General features: G+C 48.5%; 18 protein-coding genes. 17 read left to right on the forward strand and 1 reads right to left on the reverse strand.

Annotation, left to right across the window (positions count from 1 at the left end; all coding sequences use genetic code 11):
* Positions 1–773: 773 nt before the first annotated feature.
* The 4 genes from aspS (at position 774) to gatB (ending at position 5,429) form a co-directional block, all read left to right on the forward strand.
* Positions 774–2,105, forward strand: coding sequence for an aspartate--tRNA(Asn) ligase (gene aspS / locus PUQ60_RS00555; RefSeq protein ID WP_022360244.1), 1,332 nt, complete (start codon positions 774–776; stop codon positions 2,103–2,105).
* A 75-nt stretch (positions 2,106–2,180) separates the two neighbouring features.
* Positions 2,181–2,474 (forward strand): Asp-tRNA(Asn)/Glu-tRNA(Gln) amidotransferase subunit GatC, encoded by a 294-nt coding sequence (gene gatC, locus PUQ60_RS00560; protein WP_273379903.1) that lies wholly within the window; start codon positions 2,181–2,183, stop codon positions 2,472–2,474.
* 41 nt (positions 2,475–2,515) lie between these two features.
* Positions 2,516–3,991 carry an Asp-tRNA(Asn)/Glu-tRNA(Gln) amidotransferase subunit GatA gene (gene gatA, locus PUQ60_RS00565; RefSeq protein WP_273379901.1) on the forward strand — a complete coding sequence of 492 codons (1,476 nt, stop codon included), beginning with the start codon at positions 2,516–2,518 and terminating at the stop codon, positions 3,989–3,991.
* Position 3,992: 1 nt separating this feature from the next.
* Positions 3,993–5,429 carry an Asp-tRNA(Asn)/Glu-tRNA(Gln) amidotransferase subunit GatB gene (gene gatB, locus PUQ60_RS00570; RefSeq protein ID WP_273379899.1) on the forward strand — a complete coding sequence of 479 codons (1,437 nt, stop codon included), beginning with the start codon at positions 3,993–3,995 and terminating at the stop codon, positions 5,427–5,429.
* Positions 5,430–5,599: 170 nt separating this feature from the next.
* On the opposite strand, the gene PUQ60_RS00575 is transcribed toward gatB, so the two are convergent.
* The gene (locus PUQ60_RS00575) at positions 5,600–6,679 is read right to left on the reverse strand and encodes a Xaa-Pro peptidase family protein (RefSeq protein WP_273379912.1); all 1,080 of its coding nucleotides are present in this window, start codon (positions 6,677–6,679) and stop codon (positions 5,600–5,602) included.
* Positions 6,680–6,897: 218 nt separating this feature from the next.
* On the opposite strand from PUQ60_RS00575, the gene PUQ60_RS00580 reads away from it, so the two are divergent.
* The 13 genes from PUQ60_RS00580 to pgeF all read left to right on the forward strand — a co-directional run bounded on the left by PUQ60_RS00580 (position 6,898) and on the right by pgeF (position 16,362).
* The gene (locus tag PUQ60_RS00580; protein ID WP_270231382.1) at positions 6,898–8,262 is read left to right on the forward strand and encodes an MATE family efflux transporter; all 1,365 of its coding nucleotides are present in this window, start codon (positions 6,898–6,900) and stop codon (positions 8,260–8,262) included.
* 160 nt (positions 8,263–8,422) lie between these two features.
* The gene (gene ylxM / locus PUQ60_RS00585; RefSeq protein ID WP_022360238.1) at positions 8,423–8,764 is read left to right on the forward strand and encodes a YlxM family DNA-binding protein; all 342 of its coding nucleotides are present in this window, start codon (positions 8,423–8,425) and stop codon (positions 8,762–8,764) included.
* A 15-nt stretch (positions 8,765–8,779) separates the two neighbouring features.
* Positions 8,780–10,147 (forward strand): signal recognition particle protein, encoded by a 1,368-nt coding sequence (gene ffh / locus PUQ60_RS00590; RefSeq protein WP_118650829.1) that lies wholly within the window; start codon positions 8,780–8,782, stop codon positions 10,145–10,147.
* 81 nt (positions 10,148–10,228) lie between these two features.
* On the forward strand, positions 10,229–10,468 hold the full coding sequence (gene rpsP, locus PUQ60_RS00595; protein WP_022360236.1) for a 30S ribosomal protein S16: 240 nt from the start codon (positions 10,229–10,231) through the stop codon (positions 10,466–10,468).
* Between the two features lie 32 nt (positions 10,469–10,500).
* A complete protein-coding gene (locus PUQ60_RS00600) occupies positions 10,501–10,728 on the forward strand; it encodes a KH domain-containing protein (RefSeq protein WP_022360235.1) in 228 nt (75 codons plus the stop codon).
* Between the two features lie 73 nt (positions 10,729–10,801).
* Complete coding sequence (gene rimM / locus PUQ60_RS00605) at positions 10,802–11,314, forward strand: ribosome maturation factor RimM (RefSeq protein WP_273379896.1); 513 nt, start codon at positions 10,802–10,804, stop codon at positions 11,312–11,314.
* 65 nt (positions 11,315–11,379) lie between these two features.
* Complete coding sequence (gene trmD / locus PUQ60_RS00610; protein ID WP_022360233.1) at positions 11,380–12,138, forward strand: tRNA (guanosine(37)-N1)-methyltransferase TrmD; 759 nt, start codon at positions 11,380–11,382, stop codon at positions 12,136–12,138.
* Between the two features lie 154 nt (positions 12,139–12,292).
* Positions 12,293–12,640 (forward strand): 50S ribosomal protein L19, encoded by a 348-nt coding sequence (gene rplS, locus PUQ60_RS00615; RefSeq protein ID WP_022360232.1) that lies wholly within the window; start codon positions 12,293–12,295, stop codon positions 12,638–12,640.
* A 235-nt stretch (positions 12,641–12,875) separates the two neighbouring features.
* Complete coding sequence (gene lepB / locus PUQ60_RS00620; RefSeq protein WP_106999916.1) at positions 12,876–13,421, forward strand: signal peptidase I; 546 nt, start codon at positions 12,876–12,878, stop codon at positions 13,419–13,421.
* Positions 13,422–13,445: 24 nt separating this feature from the next.
* Complete coding sequence (gene ylqF / locus PUQ60_RS00625; protein ID WP_022358769.1) at positions 13,446–14,321, forward strand: ribosome biogenesis GTPase YlqF; 876 nt, start codon at positions 13,446–13,448, stop codon at positions 14,319–14,321.
* Positions 14,322–14,327: 6 nt separating this feature from the next.
* Positions 14,328–14,999: a ribonuclease HII gene (locus PUQ60_RS00630; protein WP_117795445.1), complete on the forward strand. Its 672-nt coding sequence runs from the start codon at positions 14,328–14,330 to the stop codon at positions 14,997–14,999.
* 15 nt (positions 15,000–15,014) lie between these two features.
* Entirely contained in the window at positions 15,015–15,401 is a 387-nt protein-coding gene (locus tag PUQ60_RS00635) for a YraN family protein (protein ID WP_106999914.1), read from the forward strand.
* 70 nt (positions 15,402–15,471) lie between these two features.
* Positions 15,472–16,362, forward strand: a complete 891-nt coding sequence (pgeF, locus tag PUQ60_RS00640) for a peptidoglycan editing factor PgeF (protein WP_118637268.1) — start codon at positions 15,472–15,474, stop codon at positions 16,360–16,362.
* Positions 16,363–16,503 lie beyond the last annotated feature (141 nt).

Genomic DNA, 16,503 nt, shown 5'->3' on the forward strand with positions numbered 1-16,503 from the left:
CCACGTAAGATGAATGTGCTCTGACACATTTTACATAAAGAAAAGGGCACCTCGATCATCTCGAAGCGCCCTTGCTTTTATGTGTAGTAGTATACACGAAAAATTCTGAATGTCAATACAATTTTCACACGAATTTTGAAAAAATGTTTCAAGGGAGAATATTGTACAAGATTTCTTCTATTTAAGTCGAACGTCCGTGAGACTTGGCGCGCGATTCTGGTCAGCGAAGCTGACATATTCCATACAGAATTACTGCGTGAAAAAAAATTAAAAAACCTCTTTACAAACTCAGAAAAATAGTTTATAGTTTGAACATAAAAAATTGAATCCAACGGGGTGGGCAAGGATGCCATGATAATCATGGTATTCGTGCTCACTTTTTTAAAAGGCAAAGATGGAGACTCTGTTTCGAAGAATCCGACAGAAAGACGCGGTCACCGGCTGAGAGCCGTGTCAGGAGGGAGCGGGACAATAGGGAACACTCCGGAGCCGGATGACTGAGAGCGACACTGGACACCCCGCCAGCCGCCGCAGGTAGGTCATCACGTGACTGCGCGTTAAGCAGCGAAAGAGTAAAAAGAAAAACAATCGTTTCTTTTTAAATGCGGGTGGTACCGCGGGAATATCCCGTCCCGGAATGATGTGAGTGAACGTCATTCCGGGACTTTTTTAGTTTGTCGCAAGCGACCGCGCTCGGCGCGAGAATGTGCCAAGGCACATTCTTTATTCCCGTCCCGGACATATCAAAAAGCAGAGAAAGAGAGGAAACAGCGATGGAATTTATGACAGGTAAAAAGGAAAAAGAAGTGCTGGATCTGGCAGCCGTGTTTGCAGACGGTATGGAAGGACGGGAAGTAAAGGTAAACGGCGCGATCATGAGTGTCCGCAACATGGGCGATATCGCATTTGTGATTCTCCGGAAACGTGACGGCGTGCTGCAGACTGTCTATGAAAAAGGTGTGACCGACGCGGATTTTGCTGAATTAAGAGAAGAAACATTCGTAGAAGTTTCCGGTGTCCTCCGAAAAGAAGAGCGGGCGCCGAGAGGCATGGAACTTCGTTTAAAGAGTGTTCGGATCCTCTCGAAACCGGAAGAACCGATGCCGATTGCCGTATCAAAATGGAAAATGAGCGCATCCCTGGAAGCCAAACTGGATATGCGTTCTCTGACACTCCGCAACCTGCGGGAGCGCGCACGTTTCAGAATCCAGGAAGGAATCGCACGGGCATTCCGGGAGTACCTGCATGGAGAAGGATTTACGGAAATTCATTCCCCGAAGATCGGAGCAAAAGGAGCCGAGGGCGGAGCAAACGTCTTTAAACTCGATTATTTTCACCGCCCGGCGGTGTTAGCGCAGAGTCCGCAGTTTTACAAACAGATGATGGTCGGTGTGTTTGACCGTGTGATGGAGGTTGGTCCGGTGTTCCGTGCGGAGAAGCATAACACAAAACGCCATTTAAACGAATATACCGGACTGGATTTTGAGATGGGATATATCGATGATTTTACCGATATCATGGCGATGGAAACCGGATTTCTTCAGCATATGGTGGAAATTTTAAAGAAGGAATATTCCACGGAGCTGGAAATCCTTAAAGTCAAACTTCCGGAAGTAGAGAAGATTCCGGCAGTGACCTTTACCGAGGCGAAACGCCTTGCCTCCGAAAAATATGGAACCCAGATCAAAAACCCATACGATCTGGAGCCGGAGGAAGAACACCTGATTGGACGATACTTTAAAGAAGAGTACGGCGCCGATTTCGTGTTTGTCACCCATTATCCATCCAAGAAGCGTCCATTCTACGCGATGGATGACCCGACAGACCCGAAAGTAACACTCAGCTTTGACCTTTTATTCCGTGGACTGGAAGTCACAACCGGCGGACAGCGTATCCACAGCTACACCGAGTTGATGGAGAAGATTGAAAAACGCGGTATGGATACCGAGGGAATGGAACAGTATTTAAGCACCTTCAAACACGGTATGCCGCCTCACGGCGGACTCGGTATCGGTCTGGAACGTATGACGATGCAGCTGCTTGAAGAGGAGAATGTCCGTGAGGTTTCGCTCTTCCCGAGAGATATGAGCCGTCTGGTACCGTAACGTGACAGGACGCAATTTCCTATGAAACAAAGAGCTTGTCCATAACACACATTATAATAGGAAGGAACAGAACTTATGGCAGTGAAAATAGACGATGAAATGATTGATTATGTTGGTATTTTAGCAAAGCTTTCCCTTTTCCCAGAGGAAAAAGAGGCAGCGAAAAGCGACATGAGCCGGATGCTTGAGTATATCGATATGCTGAATCAGCTTGATACTTCGGAAGTAGAACCGATGTCGCATGTCTTTGACATTCACAATGTGTTCCGCGAAGATGTCGTGGAAAATGGAGATGAATCAGATGCGATGCTTTCGAATGCACCGGAGCAGAAAGAAAAACAGTACAAGGTGCCGAGGACAGTGGAGTAAAAAGAAGTAGAGATACAGGCAGCAATATGGAGGAAATCAGGATGGGAATTTCAGAATTAACAGCGCTGGAGCTGGGAAAAGAAATTAAAGAAAAACAAATCTCCGTCCGGGAGGCGGTACAGGCATCTCTGGAACGGATTCATAAATATGAAGATACAGTTCATGCTTATGTAACGCTGACCGAGGAGGCAGCACTGGCACAGGCGGATGAGATCCAGAAACAGATTGACGATGGCACCCTGACCGGACCGCTGGCGGGCGTTCCAATGGCGATCAAGGATAATATTTGTACAGAGGGAATTGAGACAACGTGCAGTTCCAAAATTTTAAGGGGATTTGTACCTCCGTACTCAGCGGAGGCAGCGCTGAACCTCAAAAAAGCCGGTGCGATCCTGCTTGGCAAGACAAATATGGATGAATTCGCGATGGGAAGTACGACCGAGACATCCTGGTTTGGACCGACGAAAAACCCGTGGAATACAGAGCATGTACCGGGTGGATCTTCCGGTGGCTCGTGTGCGGCTGTCGCAGCGGGAGAGACCTTTTTTGCTCTTGGTTCAGATACGGGCGGTTCCATCCGCCAGCCAAGTTCCTTCTGCGGCGTGACCGGTATCAAACCGACCTATGGAACGGTTTCCCGGTATGGTCTGATCGCCTATGGTTCCTCGCTGGATCAGATTGGACCGATTGCGAAAGATACCGCAGACTGCGCGGCAATTCTGGAGACGATCGCTTCCTATGATAAAAAGGACAGCACCTCTGTCAAGCGGGAGGCGTACAATTTTACCGCTGCCCTGACCGGAGAGGTAAAAGGGATGAAGATCGGAATCCCGTCCGATTATCTGGGCGAAGGGCTCGATGAAGATGTAAAAAAAGCTGTTCTGGCGGCAGCTGAGGCGTTAAAAGAACGCGGGGCAGAAGTGGAGTTTTTTGATTTAGGCATGGTTGAGTATGCGATCCCAGCATATTACGTCATTGCATCGGCGGAGGCAAGCTCCAACCTGTCCCGGTTTGACGGTGTGAAGTACGGTTACCGCACACCGGAATATGAAGATTTACATGAAATGTATAAAAAGAGCCGTTCCGAGGGCTTTGGACCAGAGGTAAAACGCCGTATCATGCTCGGTTCGTTCGTTTTGAGTTCCGGCTACTACGATGCATATTATCTGAAAGCACTCCGCACAAAAGCATTGATTAAACAGGCATTTGACAAGGCGTTTGAGAAATACGATGTCATTCTGGGACCGGCAGCGCCGTCCACGGCACCGCTGCTGGGCGACAGCCTTTCCGATCCGATGAAGATGTATCTGGGCGATATTTATACTGTTTCGGTCAACCTGGCAGGTCTTCCGGGCATTTCAGTTCCGTGCGGGCTGGATTCGAAGGGACTTCCGATCGGGCTTCAGATGATCGCAGACTGCTTCCAGGAAAAAAAGCTGTTTGGCGCAGCATCTGCATACGAAAAGGCGAGAGGTGCATGGAAGCTTCCGGTTATGACAGACAAGGAGGGCAGATAAGATGAAGAAAGAATATGAGACAGTCATCGGCTTGGAGGTACACGTAGAGCTGGCGACGAAAACCAAGATTTTCTGCGGCTGCTCCACCGAATTTGGAGCAAAACCAAATACTCATACCTGCCCGGTTTGTACCGGTATGCCGGGTTCTCTGCCGGTTTTAAATAAGAAGGTCGTTGAATACGCGATGTCTGTCGGTCTGGCGGCAAACTGTGGTATCAACCAGTTTTGTAAATTTGACCGGAAAAACTATTTTTACCCGGACAACCCGCAGAACTACCAGATTTCCCAGCTGTATCTCCCGATCTGCCACGACGGTTATATCCCGATCGATACACCTGCCGGTGAAAAGAAAATTCGTATTCATGAAATTCACATGGAGGAAGATGCCGGAAAGCTGATCCACGACGAGTGGGAAGACTGCTCGCTGGTTGATTACAACCGAAGCGGCGTGCCGTTGATCGAGATCGTTTCTGAGCCGGATATGCGGAGTGCTGATGAGGTTATTGCCTACCTCGAACGCCTGCGCCTGCTGGTACAGTATCTGGGCGCATCCGATTGTAAGTTACAGGAAGGTTCGATGCGTGCCGATGTCAACTTATCGGTCCGTGAGGTGGGAAGTGAGACATTTGGTACGAGAACCGAGATGAAGAACTTGAACTCTTTCAAGGCGATTGCCCGTGCGATCGACGGCGAGCGCGCCCGCCAGATTGAGCTGCTGGAAGAGGGCAGGAAGGTCATCCAGGAGACGAGACGCTGGGATGACAACAAGGAATACTCCTATGCGATGCGTTCTAAAGAGGATGCGAAAGATTACCGTTATTTCCCGGATCCGGATCTTCCGCCGGTCTGCATCAGCGATGAATGGCTGGAATCCGTCCGCGCCGTCCTGCCGGAATTGCAGCCGGAAAAAATGGCACGTTACCAGAGTGAATATGGTCTGTCTGAATATGACAGCCGCATTCTGACTGAGTCTAAGAAGATGGCGGATATGTTTGAAAAGACCACTACCATCTGCCAGAAACCGAAGAAAGCGGCAAACTGGCTGATCGGCGAGGCAAGCCGCCTGCTCAAGGAAAAAGGACAGGACGCTGAAAGCCTGTGGTTCTCCCCGATGCATCTGGCACAGCTCATCGATCTGGTCGATGCCGGAACGATCAATAACAACACGGCAAAAGAAGTATTTACAGCTATTTTCGAGCAAGATGTCGATCCGTCCGCCTATGTCGAAGTACACGGACTTGGCATGGTCAATGACGACAGTGCCCTGGAACAGGCAGTTTCCGATGTGCTCGCCGCAAGTCCGAAGACGGTGGAAGAGTACAAGAGTGGAAAGACAAAGGTACTTGGATTTCTGGTTGGTCAGGTGATGAAAGCGATGAAGGGCAAGGCAAATCCGGGTAAAGTGAATGAAATGATGACGGAGAAGCTGAACGCGTAAAACGCCTTTTTATAAATGAAAAATTATAATTAGCTTTTAAAGAAAACTAAAAAGAAACTGTCTACAGATGCTGGCTTTCTGGATGATTCGTGATTTGTAATCGGAATTACCAGAAATACCATCTGTAACAGTTTCTTTTTTATAATCGTGTTATAAATGATGCGATGTGATTACTCTACAATATCCAGCTCCTTGCTGAAGGAGTTTAGAATTTCGCATCCATCCTCAGTAATCAGCACCAGATCCTCGATTCTCACGCCAACTTCGCCTTCTACATAAATACCTGGTTCGATGGAGAAGATATTGCCAACCTCAGCGACCTTGGTGTTCGCAGAAGAAACATCGCCGTACTCATGTACTTCCAGACCGATGAAATGTCCCAGACGATGGGTAAAGTTCGGACCATATCCGGCATCCTCGATGATCTGGCGGGCAGCTTTATCGACTTCGCAGAGCGGAACGCCCGGTTTCAGAATTGCTTCTGCGGCAGCATTTGCGCGGCGGACAGTCTCATAAATAGCGCGGTGCTTCTCAGACGGTACTTTTTTATAGAAGAAAGTACGTGTCATATCGGCACAATAGCCATCCTTCCTGCATCCAACATCAAACAGGACGGTGTCGCCCTCTTTCAGAACAGTATTGTCCGGACCGTGGTGTCCAAGCGCGCAGTTTGCACCGAAGCCAACCAGTGGTTCAAAGGAATATCCGTCTGCACCGAGACTCTTATAAATATCTAACATTTTGGAAGCGATCTCTTCCTCAGTTACGCCCTCATGGATCAGACCGCGGAACTGTGCCATCGCCTTATCATTGATTGCGGAAACCGCACGCATTTTTTCACGTTCTTCGTCATCCTTGCATGCACGGACCTCATCGACGCAGATGGAGCTGACCTTGTAGGAGGAAGCGCCCGAATGATCGATGACCGGAATCAGGAAACGGGCAGCAAATGTTTTATCAATACCGAGCGGTTTGCCTGCCTCAACACAGTCGCACAGAGGAGTCAGGTAATCGTCTGTATCCGAGAAGCGGAATTTCTCTACGCCCAGATCTTCCGGAACGGTAAAGAGGTTATTGATAAAGATCTTATTCTTGCCGGACTGGTTAATGTAAAGTGCCAGCAGACGTTCACCCGGATCAATAAAACGACCCGTCAGATAATAGATCGCATATGGATCGGAAATAATCATCTGCTCGAGCCCCTCTGTTTCCATTTTCTTCAAAACTTTCTCAAGTCGCTGTGTGTTCATCATGATGTCCTCCTTATAAGTAGAGTGGCTGTAACTGTGAAGATGCCAGACAGTTTACGCCGTAAATTATCTACCCTTATTATAAAACGCGCCGGGAAAAAGTCAACGATTAAAAGAACGCTTGAAAAGCGCATGGAAAGGGGGTAGAATAGTATCAACTGACCAGCCTTCGAAAAATGAAAGGACTTTTATTTTTAAGATACGAAAGGATGAAAAACATGGCGAAATCCTATGAAATGGATATGTGCAATGGTCCGATTCTCGGAAAGGTACTTACATACTCCATTCCGCTGATGCTTTCCGGTGTGCTTCAGCTTCTTTTCAATGCGGCAGATGTGATCGTGGTGGGGCGTTTTGCAGGTAGCCAGTCTCTGGCTGCAGTCGGCTCGACCAGTTCCCTTATTAATCTTCTCATTAACGTCTTTATCGGTCTGTCGATCGGTGCGAACGTTCTGGTGGCACGCTATTATGGCGCGAAGAATGACCGCGACATGAGCGAGACAATCCATACGGCGATCACGGTCAGCCTGATGAGCGGGCTGTTTCTAGTCTTTTTGGGTTTGTTTACCTCACGTTTCTGGCTGGAACTGATGGGGACGCCGGACGATGTCATCGATAAATCGACGATCTACATGCGGATTTATTTTGCCGGTATGCCGGCAACGATGGTGTATAACTTCGGAAGTGCGATCCTGCGCGCGATCGGCGATACGAAACGTCCGCTGTATTTCCTGACCGTGGCAGGAGTTATCAATGCAGCACTGAACATATTCTTTGTTACCCAGCTCCAGATGGACGTAGCGGGTGTCGCGCTGGCAACCGTGATTTCCCAGTGTATTTCCGCATTTCTGGTTATCCGCTGCCTGATGCATTCAGAGGGCGCGATGAAGCTGTCGCTTTCCAGGCTGGGAGTCAACCGGAGAAAACTTCTTCTTATTATAAAGGTAGGTCTTCCGGCTGGTATCCAGGGTGCGATTTTTGCGATCTCCAACGTACTGATTCAGTCGTCCGTCAATTCCTTCGGTTCGATTGCGATGGCAGGCAACACGGCGTCGCAGAATATCGAGGGATTTGTGTATACCTCGATGAATGCGCTGTATCAGACCAATTTAAGCTTTACGAGCCAGAATATCGGAGCGGAGAAATATACGCGGATCAAAAAGATTCTTGCCACCTGCCAGGGTGTCGTTGTGACAGTAGGACTGGTGCTTGGATTTGCAGCATACCTCGGAGGTCCGTGGCTGCTGCAGGTATATTCAGAAGATGCCGACGTTATTTCCTATGGACTGCTCCGGATGTCGATCATCTGTACGACGTATTTCCTGTGCGGCATGATGGATACGATGGTCGGAAGCATCCGCGGACTTGGGTATTCGATCCTGCCGACGCTTGTCTCTCTGACCGGCGCCTGCGGACTGCGGGTGATTTGGATCTTTACCATATTTGCAGCGCAGCGGTCGCTGGCGATCCTGTATCTGTCGTACCCGATCTCCTGGGCGGTCACAGCGACGGCACATATGATCTGCTTCTGGCGGGCGGCGAAGAAGCTGCCGAAGGAAGACGGTCATCCGGTGCGGGGATAGAATTTGAAACGATGCAATGCGATCATTAATCTGCTTGTTTTTGAAAGAAAACACAAACAGAGCAGCATAAAAAATAATTCGTTTGATAATCTGATTCGTGTAAAGAAAAAATACTTGACACCAATTAGATTATCGTGTATGATAACACAGGTGATGAGGAATGGAAAAAATTGTTGAACAGGGTCTTTTGTATGATTTCTACGGAGAACTCCTGACAAAGCATCAGCAAAGTGTATATGAGGATGTGGTATTTAACGATCTATCCCTCAGTGAGATTGCAGATGAACAGGGCATTACCCGTCAGGGTGTGCATGATCTGATCCGGCGCTGTGACCGTACACTTCTTGGTTATGAGGAAAAGCTTGGGCTGATTGCCAAGTTCCAGAAAACCAAGGAAAAAGTAACTGAGATTCATCGGTTGACGGAAGAATTTAGCCGGACTCAGAATCAGGCGCTGATTGAGGCAATCGGGCGAATCTCAAACGAGATATTGGATTTATAATGCGGGAGGTTTTTGATGGCATTTGAAAGCTTGGCAGACAAACTGCAGAATGTGTTTAAAAACCTGACAGGCAAGGGACGACTCAGCGAGAGCGACGTAAAAGCCGGGCTCAAAGAAGTCAAGATGGCCCTTCTGGAAGCGGATGTAAGCTTCAAGGTAGTAAAACAGTTTATCAGTTCTGTACAGGAACGGGCGATTGGAACAGACGTTTTAAATGGTCTGAATCCAGGACAGATGGTAATAAAGATTGTCAACGACGAGCTGGTCAAGCTGATGGGCTCCGAGATGACAGAGATTGCGTTAAAACCGGGCAATGAGATTACCGTCATCATGATGGCAGGTCTCCAGGGTGCTGGTAAGACGACCACGACGGCAAAGATTGCCGGAAAGCTCAAGGCAAAGGGAAGAAACCCATTGCTGGCAGCATGTGATGTCTATCGACCGGCGGCAATCGAACAGCTGCAGAAAAATGGTGAAAAACAGGGTGTTCCCGTATTTGCGATGGGAACGAACCACAAACCGGTCAATATCGCAAAGGCGGCGGTTGAGCACGCAGCGAAAAATGGCAACAATGTGGTTATCATCGATACAGCCGGTCGTCTCCACATCGATGAAGCGATGATGGATGAGCTGGTTGAGATCAAAGAGAATGTGGACGTCTATCAGACACTTCTCGTTGTAGATGCCATGACTGGTCAGGATGCAGTCAATGTAGCGAGCATGTTTAATGACAAAATCGGCATTGACGGTGTAGTTCTGACAAAGATGGATGGCGATACGCGAGGCGGTGCGGCTCTTTCTATCAAGGCGGTAACCGGAAAACCGATTCTCTATGTCGGTATGGGTGAGAAGCTTTCCGATTTGGAACAGTTTTACCCGGATCGTATGGCTTCCCGAATCTTAGGCATGGGCGATGTCCTTTCCATCATCGACAAAGCATCTGCTGTGATCGACGAGGAGAAGGCAAAAGAACTCGGTCGCAAGATTAAGAAGGCAGAATTTGATTACAACGACTTCCTCGATCAGATGAACCAGATCAAGAAAATGGGCGGTATGGCGAGCATCATGAGCATGATGCCGGGTATGGGACAGCTTAAAGGTCTGGATTTAGATGAAAATGAGAAGACGATGGGACGCGTGGAGGCGATCATCCTTTCGATGACAGCCGAAGAGCGGCGCAACCCGGATCTGATGAATCCGTCCCGCAAGAAACGAATCGCACAGGGCGCAGGCGTGGACATCGCAGAAGTCAACCGCTTGGTAAAACAGTTCGGAGATATGAAAAAGCTGATGAAACAGCTTCCGGGCATGGCAGGTGGCGGAAAACGCAAGGGTCTTGGCGGACTCGGCGGTATGCTTGGCAAGATGAAGCTACCGTTTTAAACAAGTGTTAGTAGATGCAGTGTGCATTAGCTATATTTTATAATTTAAGGAAATAAGGAAAATTTCAGGAGGTAATTTAAAATGGTAAAGATGAGATTAAGAAGAATGGGTCAGAAGAAAGCTCCTTTCTATAGAATTATTGTTGCAGATTCCAGATCCCCGAGAGATGGCAGATTCATCGAGGAGATCGGTATCTACGATCCGAACACAGAGCCGAGCACTCTGAAATTCGACGAGGAAGCTGCTAAGAAATGGTTAGCAACAGGCGCTCAGCCGACAGAGACTGTTGGTAAACTCTTAAAGATCGCTGGTATCCAGTAAATCAAGCATACTGACCTGTGAGGTGCAAAGGTATGAAAGAATTAGTAGAAGTTATCGCGAAAGCACTGGTTGAGAACCCGGACGAGGTAGTGGTTACAGAATCGGTCAAAGACGATGAGACTGTAATCGAGCTTTCCGTTGCACCGGCCGATATGGGTAAGGTAATTGGAAAACAGGGTCGTATCGCGAAAGCGATTCGCTCGGTTGTCAAGGCGGCTTCATCCAAGGAAGACAAGAAAGTTATTGTAGAGATTCAGTAATACAGACGAAGCTGAAAAGCCGGCTGCCTGAAAGGGTGTCCGGCTTTTTTATTTCATACAGGAGGATTACAGAATGGTTGATTATCTGAGAGTTGGTGTAATTACGTCCCCGCATGGTCTGCGCGGAGATGTGAAAGTATTCCCTACCACCGATGATGTGAATCGCTTTAAAAAATTAAAAAAAGCGTATATCGACACTGGAAAAGAAAAAATGCCGGTGACCGTGGAACAGGCGCGTTTTTTCAAAAATATGGTCATTCTTAAATTTAAAGAGATGAACCGGATTGAGGACTGCGAGCCGTTCCGTAATAAGGATATTCTGATCACCCGCGATCAGGCGGTGAAACTGAATCCGGATGAGAATTTCATTGCCGATTTGATTGGTCTGAAAGTGCTGACGGACGAGGGCGAGGAGTTCGGTACGGTGAAAGATATCCTTCAGACAGCAGCTAACGACGTATATCTGATCGAAGGACCTGAGGGCAAAGAATACCTCTTCCCGTCCATCAAGGAATGCATCCTGAATGTCGATCTGGAGTCTGGCACTGTAACGGTACATATCATGGACGGGCTTCTGGATCTGTAAATGGAATGACAATCCTAAAATAAAAGTACCGTTGTGAAAGTGCTGTATAAATATAGGAGAAACGGATGAATTTTCATATTCTGACCCTGTTCCCGGAGATGGTAATGGGGGGACTGAACACAAGTATTACGGGGCGTGCGATTGACAAAGGGCTGATCTCGGTTGAGGCGGTCAATATCCGCGATTACTCGAAGGACAAACACCATCATGTAGACGATGCGCCCTATGGCGGCGGCGCCGGTATGGTGATGCAGCCGGAACCGATTTACGATGCATATGAAGACCTGGCGGCGCGCACCGGAAAACGTCCGCGCGTGATCTATCTGACTCCGCAGGGGCAGGTTTTCAACCAGAAAATCGCGGAAGAACTGGCGAAAGAAGAGGATCTGGTGTTCCTCTGCGGGCATTATGAGGGGATCGATGAGCGCGCGTTAGAGCTGGTTGTGACCGACTATCTCTCGATCGGTGATTATGTCCTGACGGGCGGTGAGCTTCCGGCGATGGTTATGATCGACTGCATTTCCCGTCTGGTGCCTGGTGTGTTAAATAATGACGTATCCGCGGAATTTGAGTCATTTCACGACAATCTGCTGGAATATCCACAGTACACCCGCCCGGTTGTATTTATGGATAAGGCGGTCCCGGACGTACTTCTGACCGGGCATCACAAAAATATCGAGACCTGGCGCCGTCAGAAATCGATCGAACGGACGCTGGAACGCCGCCCGGATCTTTTAAAAGATGCGGTTCTGGATAAGAAAGAGAAGAAATATCTGGAAGAGCTGATTCGTCAGAAAGAGGAAAAAGAAACAAAAAAACTCTAAAAAAGAGAGAAGAAAGTCCTTGCAAATCAAGGATTTCTATGATAGAATCATATTCTGTGAAATAAAGAGATGTTCCGCTGTTACAGGAAGCACGTTTTTACGGGATAAAAGATCGTATTAAGAACATCAAAGATTTTAAAGGAGGTTCACAAAGATGAACGAGATTATTAAGAACATTGAAGCAGCTCAGTTAAAGGAAACCGTTCCGAGTTTCAACGTAGGCGATACAGTACGTGTATCTGCTAAGATCAAAGAGGGAAACCGTGAGAGAATTCAGGTTTTCGAGGGAACTGTTATTAAGAGACAGAACGGCGGCGTTCGCGAGACTTTCACTGTTAGAAAGAGCTCCAACGGTGTTGGTGTAGAGAAGACCTGGCCGTTACATTCTCCGTCTGTAGAGAACGTTGAAGTAGTAAGAAGAGGTAAAGTAAGAAGAGCAAAACTGAACTACCTGAGATCCAGAATCGGCAAGGCAGCGAAGGTAAAAGAGTTAGTAAAATAATTTCTGAAGCGGATGGGGCTGCTGTACAGGTCAGCCCGCTGTGCATCCGGATATGCGGTTATGTGTGTCCGGCGCGGCGGGAGGAGCTGTGCAGCAGCTTTTTTTCGTGTAATAGGAAATTCCTTGTGATTCCCTATTATAAAAAAGAATGTGCCCTGGCATATTCTCGCGCCGAGCGCGGTCGCTTGCGACATGAGCGATGATTCATGGGGAACGGATAGAGAGGGAGTGACATATGGAGCTGAAAGAGGATAAAAACCGCATCCGTCTGGTGGTTGGATGGATCGTGGATATCGCGGTGGTAATTTCGATCGCGTGGTTCGCCGTGTTTGCGATGGGGACACAGATACGGGTGAGCGGTCAATCAATGGAACCGGTGTTGTCGCAGAACGAAAAGGTTCTGATGAACCGCCTGAGTTACCGCGTGATGCGCCCAAAGCGCTATGACATTATCGTATTTGAAAAAGAAACGGGAAATTACAATATAAAACGCGTCATCGGACTGCCAGGTGAGACGGTGCAGATCAAGGACGGTTATATTTACATTAATAATGAAAAATTAGACGCCCCGAACGACTTGGGTAAGGCGGCTCTGGCTGGACTGGCGGAATATCCGATTAGTCTGGATAAAAACGAATATTTTCTGCTGGGTGACAACCGCTCCGGCAGTGAGGACAGCCGCTTTTCCAATGTGGGAAATGTGAAGTTCCGGCAGATCAAAGGAAAGGTCTGGCTGCGGATCCAGCCGGTTAGCCGGTTTGGGTTGATTTCGTCGAGATAGGTTCTAAGAAAGGAAGAAAATTTCATGCAGATACAATGGTACCCTGGACATATGACAAAGGCAAAAAGAGCCATGAAGGAAGATATCAAGCTGATCGATCTGGTGATTGAGCTGGTGGATGCGCGCGTGCCGCTCGGCAGCCGCAACCCGGATATTGATGAGCTTGCGAAGGGAAAGGGACGGATTGTCCTTTTAAATAAGGCGGATCTGGCGGACGACGGCTGTACAGAGCGCTGGATCGCATGGTTTAAGGAGCAGGGCATCCATGCACTCCGCATCAACGCGCGCAGCGGCATGGGAATGAAGCAGATCCAGCCGCTGGTGCAGGAGGCATGCAAAGAGAAAATTGAGCGTGACCGCCGCCGCGGTATCAAAAACCGCCCGGTGCGGACGATGGTAGTCGGCATTCCGAATGTCGGAAAATCGACCTTTATCAATTCCTTTGCCGGAAAAGCCTGCGCCAAGACTGGAAATAAACCGGGTGTTACCAAGGGAAACCAGTGGATCCGCTTAAATAAGACACTGGAACTTCTCGATACACCGGGAATCCTCTGGCCGAAATTTGAAGATCCGAATGTGGGGCTGTGTCTTGCATTTATCGGCTCGATCAACGATGAGATTCTGGATAAGGAAGAGCTGGCAGCCGAGCTGATCAAAAATATGTCCGGACGTTACGGAAAGCGCCTGGAAGAGCGGTATGGTGTGACGCTGGTTGAGAATACGGCTGGGGACGGCGAAGATACAAAAAAAGCCTGGGAAATTCTGCGTGAAATCGCAAGGGCACGTTCCTGTCTTTTAAAGGGCAGCGAGCTGGATACGAAAAAAGCGGCTGGCTTCCTATTAGATGACTTCCGCAGCGGCAAACTGGGGCGCGTGACACTGGAAGTGCCGGAGGTATAGGAAAACATGAGAAAACTAACAGGAGAAAAACTGGAAGCAGAACTGGCGCGTCTCGAAGGAATGCGCGCCTATGAACATCAGTACGAAAGTGCAGGGATCGTCTGCGGCATTGATGAGGCGGGCAGAGGTCCATTAGCCGGTCCGGTGGTGGCGGCGGTCGCGGTACTTCCGAAAGACTGTACGATTCTGCGGCTGAACGATTCCAAAAAATTGTCGGAAAAATGCCGGGAAGAATTGTTTCTGGAAATCAAAGAAAAGGCAGCTGCCTACGGAATTGGAATTGTAAGCCCGGAGGTGATCGATTCCATCAATATTTTGCAGGCGACCTATGAAGCAATGCGTCAGGCAGTCGCACAGCTTCCGCAGGAGCCGGATATCTTTTTAAATGACGCGGTCATCATTCCGGGGATTTCGGAGGAAAAGCAGATTAAGATTATCAAGGGCGATGCAAAAAGTGTCTCGATCGCGGCAGCCAGTATCCTGGCAAAAGTGACGAGGGATCATATGATGATGGAGTACGATAAAATCTATCCGGAATACGGGTTTGCGAAGCATAAAGGATACGGAACCAAGATGCATAACGAGGCAATTTTAACCTATGGTCCATGCCCGATCCACCGGAGAACCTTTTTGAAGAAGCTGCTGGGCGAGGAAGCCGCGATGCAGGGAATGAAATAACAGAAAGGGAGCTGAATGGGAGAAAGAAACTTTCATCTTCATGGAAATTCATTCAACCGCCGTGCCATCGGAACTGAATATGAAACTCTGGCGTGTGAATATCTCACCCGGCACGGTTATCAGATTCTCTGCCGGAATTTCCGCTGTCGCCAGGGTGAAATTGATATTATCGCAAGAGATAGAGACTACCTGGTTTTTATCGAGGTCAAATACCGCCGCGATGAACACGAAGGCGATCCGGCGGAGGCAGTGGATGCCCGCAAGCAAGCGCGGATTCTTCGTACCGCCCGGTATTATATGACGCGTTATCATATTTCCGAGGACACGCCGTGCCGGTTTGATGTGGTGGCGGTGCTTGGCAGTAACGTGAGATTAATTCGGGACGCGTTCTGGTGCGGATAATTACAAATGAGAGAATTCAAAAACTGCACAATCAGATTTGAGCAAGAGACAGAAAAAGGATGTGACAATCATGGCGCTTACCTATATACAAAAAACAGTTCATCCGGCACCAATTACCCTTCATGAATCAAACGGAGTGGCTTATTTTACCTTCCCGCTCTTAGAGCAGACCAGGATGGTGCGCCACGCATTTTCTACCCGGCTTGGCGGAGCGAGCAAGGGGTATTTCAGTACGATGAACTTTTCGCTGACGCGCGGCGACAACCGGGACGATGTGCTTGAAAATTACCGGAAAATGGCGCGAATTCTGGGAACGGATGTGTCAAAGATGGTGCTCAGCCATCAGACGCACACGACGAATATCCGTCTTGTTACGGAAGCGGACGCTGGAAAAGGAATCTGGCGGGAACGCGATTATGAAAACATCGACGGGCTTATCACAAACGTGCCGGGGCTGACGCTGGTTACATTTTTTGCGGACTGTGTACCATTATATTTTGTAGATCCGGTGCATCGTGCGATCGGACTGTCGCATTCCGGCTGGAAGGGAACCGTTCACCGGATGGGACAGAAAACGATCGAGGCGATGGGAGAGGCGTTCGGCACGAAGCCGGAGGATCTGCGCGTCTGCATCGGACCGAGCATCTGCCGGGACTGTTATGAGGTCAGTGAGGATGTGGCAGATGCATTTAAAGAAGAATTTGGAGCAGAAATCAGTCAGGATGATTCAACATCCTGTTATTCCTGGAATGGGAAATCGATTCTCATGAATAAGGGGAATGGTAAGTATCAGCTTGACCTCTGGGGCGCGAACCGCCTGGTGCTCCTGGATGCCGGAATTTTACCGGAGCATCTGGCTGTGACGAATGTATGTACGAAATGCAATCCGGATCTTTTATATTCACACCGCGTGATGGGAGATAAGAGGGGGAATCTGGCGGCATTTTTATCGCTAAAGTAAGTATGCAATCTGTCTGTCAAACAAGTGAATGAATGTTTTGCAGAAAAGAACAGCAGCATGATTGAAAATCGGTCGTTCAAGTCCGGTTTTGTCAATCATGCTGCTGCCGTTTTTTTCGCCGTTTCAGCGAAGATTCAGAAG

The organism is Clostridium sp. AF02-29 (assembly GCF_934835585.1).
Classification (GTDB): domain Bacteria; phylum Bacillota; class Clostridia; order Lachnospirales; family Lachnospiraceae; genus Otoolea; species Otoolea fessa.